Raw genomic sequence first — 6,332 nt, 5'->3', positions numbered from 1 at the left:
TATAAACATACTAAATTGACATAAATTTATCATATTTTATTATTTATTTTCGTGATTTCTTAAAAAAGAAAAATAAAATATTAATAATGATTAAAAATGAAAATATATTGACGAAGTGAAAGCGAAAACATATAATTAAAACAAAGATAAATGAAAATAAACGAAGGAGATGGGAATAATGAAAGTTGCGCTTGGTTGTGATAATAATGGGGTAATGTTGAAAGAGACAATTAAAGAGTTTTTGCAAAGCAATAATTATGAAGTAATTGATTACGGATGTCATTCATGTGAAAATGTGGATTATCCTGATGTGGCGTTTCAAGTAGCTAAAGATATTAGCGAAGGTGCTGCTGAAAGAGGGATTTTGATTTGTGGGACTGGAATTGGAGTTGCTATTGCTGCATGTAAGTATCCAGGGATACGTGCTGCATGCTGTCATGATATCTATTCAGCAGAACGAGCTCAAAAAAGCAATAATGCACAAATCATGACCATGGGAGCTCAAATTGTTGGACCAGAGCTGGCAAAAAAATTGGTAGAAGCATACCTTAACTCGACATTTGAGGAAGCAAGATCAGGAAGAAAGGTTCAAAAAATTATCGACAAAGAAAAAGAATTACTAGCTGCTGGAATAGATGAAACACAACCTCAAGCCTGCTCATAAAAATGGAGCTGTTGGTTTCTTCTAATACTATCTAAAAAACTTCAATAGAATAATATTATTTATGCACTCTATTTTTAGAATAGTTAAAAAGTATAATAGGGACTTATTAAACTATTATAAGGTGGAGTGCTGTAATAAAATAATAGTAGAATATTTTTTGCGCAGATAATTCGATATTACAAAAACATCTTTTTGAAAACGTTTTATATTAATATGAGATTGTTCTGGGGGAGATTATGATGGCTTTACCTGAATCCAAAATTAATGCCAGACCTGTATTGAAGCAAAAATCAAGCTACCGCTGGGTAGTTTTAATGATTATTTTTGGCGTTTATTTAGTTTGTATGGCTGACAGAACTAATATTGGTGTTGTATTACCGTTCATTAAAGAGGAATTTACATTAAATAATTTCCAGGCTGGGGCAATCGCGAGCTTCTTCTTCTTAGGATATGCGATAACACAGATTCCGGCTGGTTTCTTGCTTGGTAAAAAGGGCACTCGTGGTGTCGCGGCAGTTGCAATCCTCGCTTTTTCAATTGTAACGTTCTTACTTGGTACTGTAAAAAGTGCAACAACCCTAGTGTTGCTTCGCTTAGGATTAGGGGTTTCAGAAGGACCGGCACCTGTAAGTATGACATCTACCATTAACCAGTGGTTCCCGGCAAAGGAAAAGGCAACGGCTACTGGCGTGTACATAGCCTCGACGCAGTTGGCTCCGATTGTTGTCCCGATCATTGCCACTTGGATTGCTATGACTCAAGGGTGGCGTTCCGTGTTTTTCTGGTTTGCGATTCCTGGGGTAATTATGGCGATTGTTTGGTATCTGTTTGTAAGGTCAAAACCGGAAGAATCATCACAAGTATCTGAGGCTGAATTAGAATACATTCGTCAGAGTGAAGTGGTTAAGGAAGTAAAAGATGGGGAGCAGAAATCACTTGGTTGGATTGATAAAGTCATTCGTTACCAAAAGGTACAGCCTTTAACTACATCTAAAAGCGTTTTCAAGTCCTGGAATATTTTAGGTAACACTCTTACTTACTTTTTTATGAATAGTGTTTTATATGGTTTGTTAACATGGGTCCCTATGTATCTAGTTAATGCAAAAGGTTATTCCTTGATGAAAATGGGGTTCCTAGCATCCACTCCTGCTATCGGCGGGTTGGTCGGTGCGATTTTAGGCGGTGTGATTTCTGACAAAATTTTCTTAAAAAGACGAAAACCAACTATGTTAATCACAGCGATATTTGCAGCTATTATGATGTTTGTTGTTACCAATATACCGAACAACGGAGTACTAATTGCACTTTGTTTAGGCTTGGCAGGCTTCTTCTTAAATATCGGCTGGCCTGCATTTACTGCTTATCCGATGGGATTAACTAATAGAGATACGTATCCAGTGGCCATCGCTACCGTTAACAGCGGCGGTAACCTTGGAGGGTTCTTCTCACCGATGATTGTAGGTGCCATTCTTGATGCAACAGGTAATTATAATCTTGCGTTTGGATTCTTTGGGGTATTATTAGTACTTGGCTTCATTGTTATTTTAACTTTAAAAGAACCTATTCAAAATTAACAAGCTGCTGATTACACTAAAAAGTAATCGCTTCCTTTAATAAAATAAAAAAATAGACGGTCTCACCGTCTGTTTTTTATTTAGGAAGAAATGATGAATGGGTATAGAAAAAACACAAGCAAAACCTAAAAGGGATTTTGCTTGTGTTTGTGTTTTTTATTGTTCTGTTGATCCCGAAGTATAATTATATCCGTGCATCGATAAATTGAAAGCTATTAATGCTTCCTCCGATGATGACGAGTGAATGGGTGGATATTTTGCTGTCCTCATTTCTTTCGACCCCTTTAAGCAGCATTCCATCCGTAACTCCGCTTGCGACAAAGAAGCAATCCTCCGTTTTTACAATATCATCTATGGTTAAAGTTTCTTCTGGATGCAGAATGCCCATCTCAAGACAGCGATGATATTCTTTGTGGTCTTGTGGGAGTAATTTTGCCTGGAAATCTCCTCCTAGACATTTTAAGGCAACAGCGGTAATGACACCCTCAGGGGCACCGCCAGTTCCTACTAAAATATCAATATCCATATTGTCTATGGCAGTAGCGATTGCACCGGTAATATCTACATCGGAAAATAATTTAACGCGGGCACCTGCTTCAAATACCTCAGTAATTAATCCTTCATGACGCGGTCGATCCTGAATCATAACGGTTAAATCTTCTACCTTTTTTCCGAGTGCTTTTGCGACAGATTGCATATTTTCGGTTAATGATAAATTTATATCGATACAGCCTTTTGCTTTTGGGCCTACAGCAATCTTTTTCATATACATATCTGGTGCGTGTAGTAAACTTCCTCTTTCAGCGGCGGCGATCACAACAAGGGAATTCTCCTGTCCCTTTGCCATTAATGTGGTTCCTTCAATAGGATCGACAGCGATATCCACTTCCGGACCATCGCCGGTTCCTAATTGTTCATTAATAAAGAGCATAGGGGCTTCATCCATCTCGCCTTCGCCAATAACGATAACTCCCTGCATGTTAATAAGATTCAGCCGATTTCTCATTGCTTCTGTACCGGCGCCGTCAGCTTCATTTTTATTTCCTCTGCCAATCCAAGGATATGCAGCGGCAGCGGCCTGCTGTGAAGCTGAAAGAAAATCCATTACCAAGGCTTGGGTACATACTTGATTGTTTTTTAAAAGCATCTTAATTACCTCCTGGTGGGTACTGTCCATATAATGAGAGAAAAAGACTGTTAAACTATCCTTTTATTAGTTCAACAGTCTTTATGTAAAATTACTATCGCGTTATCTGTTAATCCATAACCCCTTAATGTTACTTACTCTCGCTCTTTCAACGATTGCCTTTGATTGCGATACTACATTTTCAACTGTAAATCCATAATGCTTGATAAGTTCATATCCGGGAGCGGAGGCACCAAAGGTATCAATTCCGATAACTATGCCATTTGGGCCGATGTATTGCTGCCAGCCAAATGTGGAGCCCATTTCACAGGCTAAGCGTCGTGGATTGTTGCATGGTAAGACAGATGCTTTATATTCATCTGACTGCTTCTCGAATAGATCCCAGCTAGGCATACTGACGACGGCGGCATCGATACCTTGCTCAGCAAGCACTTGACGGGCTTCGACGAGAAGAGATACTTCTGAACCTGTACCGATTAAGATAATGTCTGCCGTTTGTCCTTTGGATTCAAGTAATACATACCCACCCTTTGCAACTCCATTTTTTGCCTTATTAAGACTGTCAGGGAGAATCGGAAGGTTTTGACGGCTTAGGACGAGCATGACAGGATTTTCCTTTTGTGAAAAGGCATACCGATAGGCTTCGGCAGTTTCATTTGCATCAGCTGGTCGAATGACAGTTAGTCCGGGCATTGCTCTAAAGGAAGCAAGCTGTTCAATCGGCTCGTGTGTTGGTCCATCTTCCCCCACTGCAATAGAGTCGTGAGTCATAACGTAAGTAACAGGGATTCCCATTAAAGCGGAAGAACGTACTGCGGATCGCAAATAATCAGAGAAAACAAAGAATGTTCCGCCAAAAGGATGAACCCCTCCGTGTAAGGCCATACCATTAAGAATACCGCCCATTGCAAATTCACGGACCCCAAACCAGATATTTTTGCCTTGATAATTGGCCGCTGAAAAATTTCCGGCCTCCCTAAGCATGGTTTTATTTGAAGAAGCTAAATCAGCCGATCCTCCAAAAATAGTGGGCAAGTTTACGGCAATTTGATTGAGAGTATTGCCTGAAGCATCTCTAGTAGCCATCGCTTTATGGGTTTCTGTATAAAGCAATAATGCTTCGTCCCAGTTTTCTGGCAAATCTCCTTTAATCATTGCCTGGACTTCCATCTGCAGCTGAGGGTATTCCTGGTAGTATCTGTTTAGAGTTTGGAGCCAATCCGCTTCTAATTGTGTTCCTTGTTCGCGGTATAAATCTTTCAAGTTGTTGACCTCTTCAGGCAGGGTAAATGGAGGAAGGTCCCAATTATACTTTTTCTTCGTTAACTCAGCCTCTGAAGCTCCAAGCGGGGAGCCGTGGACTGATGATGTTCCTGCTTTATTAGGGCTGCCATATCCGATGACTGTTTTTACTTCAATGATGGTTGGTTTATTGATTTCCGTTTTTGCTAAGGTTAGGGCATTGTTAATTGCTTCCAAGTCATTACCATCTTCAATAACAAGGGTTTGCCAGCCACAGGAGCGGAATCTCGCTCCAATATCGTCTGAAAAAGCCTTATCCAAATCCCCGTCGAGTGATATGTTATTGGAATCATAAAGCAAAATAAGCTTACCTAGTTGCAAGTGGCCGGCAAGAGACGCTGCTTCATAGGAAATTCCCTCCATTAAACATCCGTCACCACATAAAAGATAAGTATAATGGTCCACAATCGGATAATGAGGGCGGTTATATAATGAAGCTAGATGGGCTTCTGTCATCGCCATTCCTACACCCATGGCAATCCCCTGGCCAAGAGGCCCGGTTGTTGCGTCTACGCCGACAGTATGCTTATATTCAGGATGACCTGGTGTTAAGCTTCCCATTTGGCGAAATTGCTGTAAGTCTGTAATCGACAAATCATAGCCAAAAACATGTAGTAAGCTGTAAAGAAGGGCTGAACCATGGCCGGCAGAAAGAATAAAGCGATCACGGTTAAACCAATTAGGATTTGTGGGGTTAAACTTAAGATGATTTCTATATAATGCCGTAACTGCTGGAGCGGCTCCCATTGGAAGCCCTGGGTGTCCTGATTTTGATTTCTCAATCATGTCAATGGAGAGGACTCTAAGTGATTGAACAATTTGATTTTCTAACGATTGCATGTTTTTCACCTTCACTTGTGAGAGATTTATTTAAAATAATCCATAGCCCAATTTGCTTCAGCCTAGCAGCAGGAGCCTTGAAGAAGAAATTCTCTTTCTTTATCCATTATTTGATCAATTTTCCTAGCTGAGTTGCCGCCCTGGAAAGAAACGTTTAAGTATGCTTCTGCAACTTTTTTGGCTAACTCTGCTCCAATAATTTTGGCACCCATTGTAATAATTTGAGCGTTGTTACTTAACTGTGCTCGCTCTGCTGAGTACACGTCATGGCATTGAGCGGAGCGGATATTTGGAACTTTATTTGCGGCGATGGACATTCCAATTCCTGTCCCGCATAAGAGAATGCCTCTTTCTAAATTCCCTGCAGTAATGTCTGTGGCTACACTGAATGCTACTCCTGGGTAATCTGCCTCGTCCTCTGAATAACAGCCATAATCAATTACCTCGTGACCTAAACTAGTAATATATGATTTTACCTCTTCTTTCATTTGAAAAGCGTTATGATCAGAACCAATCCCTATTTTCATAAAAAAACACTCCTTTTTCGCTTTATTTAATTGTATTTTTTCACTTATTTTCGTTTTTGTCAATAAAATTTTCGGAAAATGAAAGATAACGAAAGGAAGTGATAAAAATATTAAAAACATAACAATGTAAGGCGAGAAGGAAAGCTAAGGAGTATGGGGAGATATAAATAAGAAGTTAAGATATTATTGAAGGAATATGCTTCTCTGAGTACTAATTAAACTCAAGTTTTAATTCTGCATGCACAAATATGTATTTTCGTATTTGCTTTCATTTTCAC

General features: G+C 39.6%; 5 protein-coding genes. 2 read left to right on the top strand and 3 right to left on the bottom strand.

Annotated elements, in window-relative coordinates; genetic code table 11:
* Nucleotides 1-178 precede the first annotated feature (178 nt).
* On the top strand, nucleotides 179-664 hold the full coding sequence (rpiB, locus tag V7266_RS15310) for a ribose 5-phosphate isomerase B (RefSeq protein WP_335468801.1): 486 nt from the start codon (nucleotides 179-181) through the stop codon (nucleotides 662-664).
* Between the two features lie 239 nt (nucleotides 665-903).
* Nucleotides 904-2,238, top strand: a complete 1,335-nt coding sequence (locus tag V7266_RS15305) for an MFS transporter (RefSeq protein WP_335468800.1) — start codon at nucleotides 904-906, stop codon at nucleotides 2,236-2,238.
* Between the two features lie 184 nt (nucleotides 2,239-2,422).
* On the opposite strand, the gene glpX is transcribed toward V7266_RS15305, so the two are convergent.
* The 3 genes from glpX to rpiB (V7266_RS15290) all read right to left on the bottom strand — a co-directional run bounded on the left by glpX (nucleotide 2,423) and on the right by rpiB (V7266_RS15290) (nucleotide 6,054).
* Nucleotides 2,423-3,385: a class II fructose-bisphosphatase gene (glpX, locus tag V7266_RS15300; RefSeq protein WP_335468799.1), complete on the bottom strand. Its 963-nt coding sequence runs from the start codon at nucleotides 3,383-3,385 to the stop codon at nucleotides 2,423-2,425.
* Nucleotides 3,386-3,487: 102 nt separating this feature from the next.
* Nucleotides 3,488-5,527 carry a transketolase gene (gene tkt, locus V7266_RS15295; protein WP_335468798.1) on the bottom strand — a complete coding sequence of 680 codons (2,040 nt, stop codon included), beginning with the start codon at nucleotides 5,525-5,527 and terminating at the stop codon, nucleotides 3,488-3,490.
* Between the two features lie 62 nt (nucleotides 5,528-5,589).
* Entirely contained in the window at nucleotides 5,590-6,054 is a 465-nt protein-coding gene (gene rpiB / locus V7266_RS15290; RefSeq protein WP_335468797.1) for a ribose 5-phosphate isomerase B, read from the bottom strand.
* Nucleotides 6,055-6,332: the final 278 nt, after the last annotated feature.

The organism is Neobacillus drentensis (genome assembly GCF_036965645.1).
In the GTDB taxonomy this organism is placed as follows: domain Bacteria; phylum Bacillota; class Bacilli; order Bacillales; family Cytobacillaceae; genus Neobacillus; species Neobacillus drentensis_D.
The sequence above is the reverse complement of the archived record's forward strand: the minus strand, read 5'-3'. Positions and strand labels throughout refer to the sequence as shown.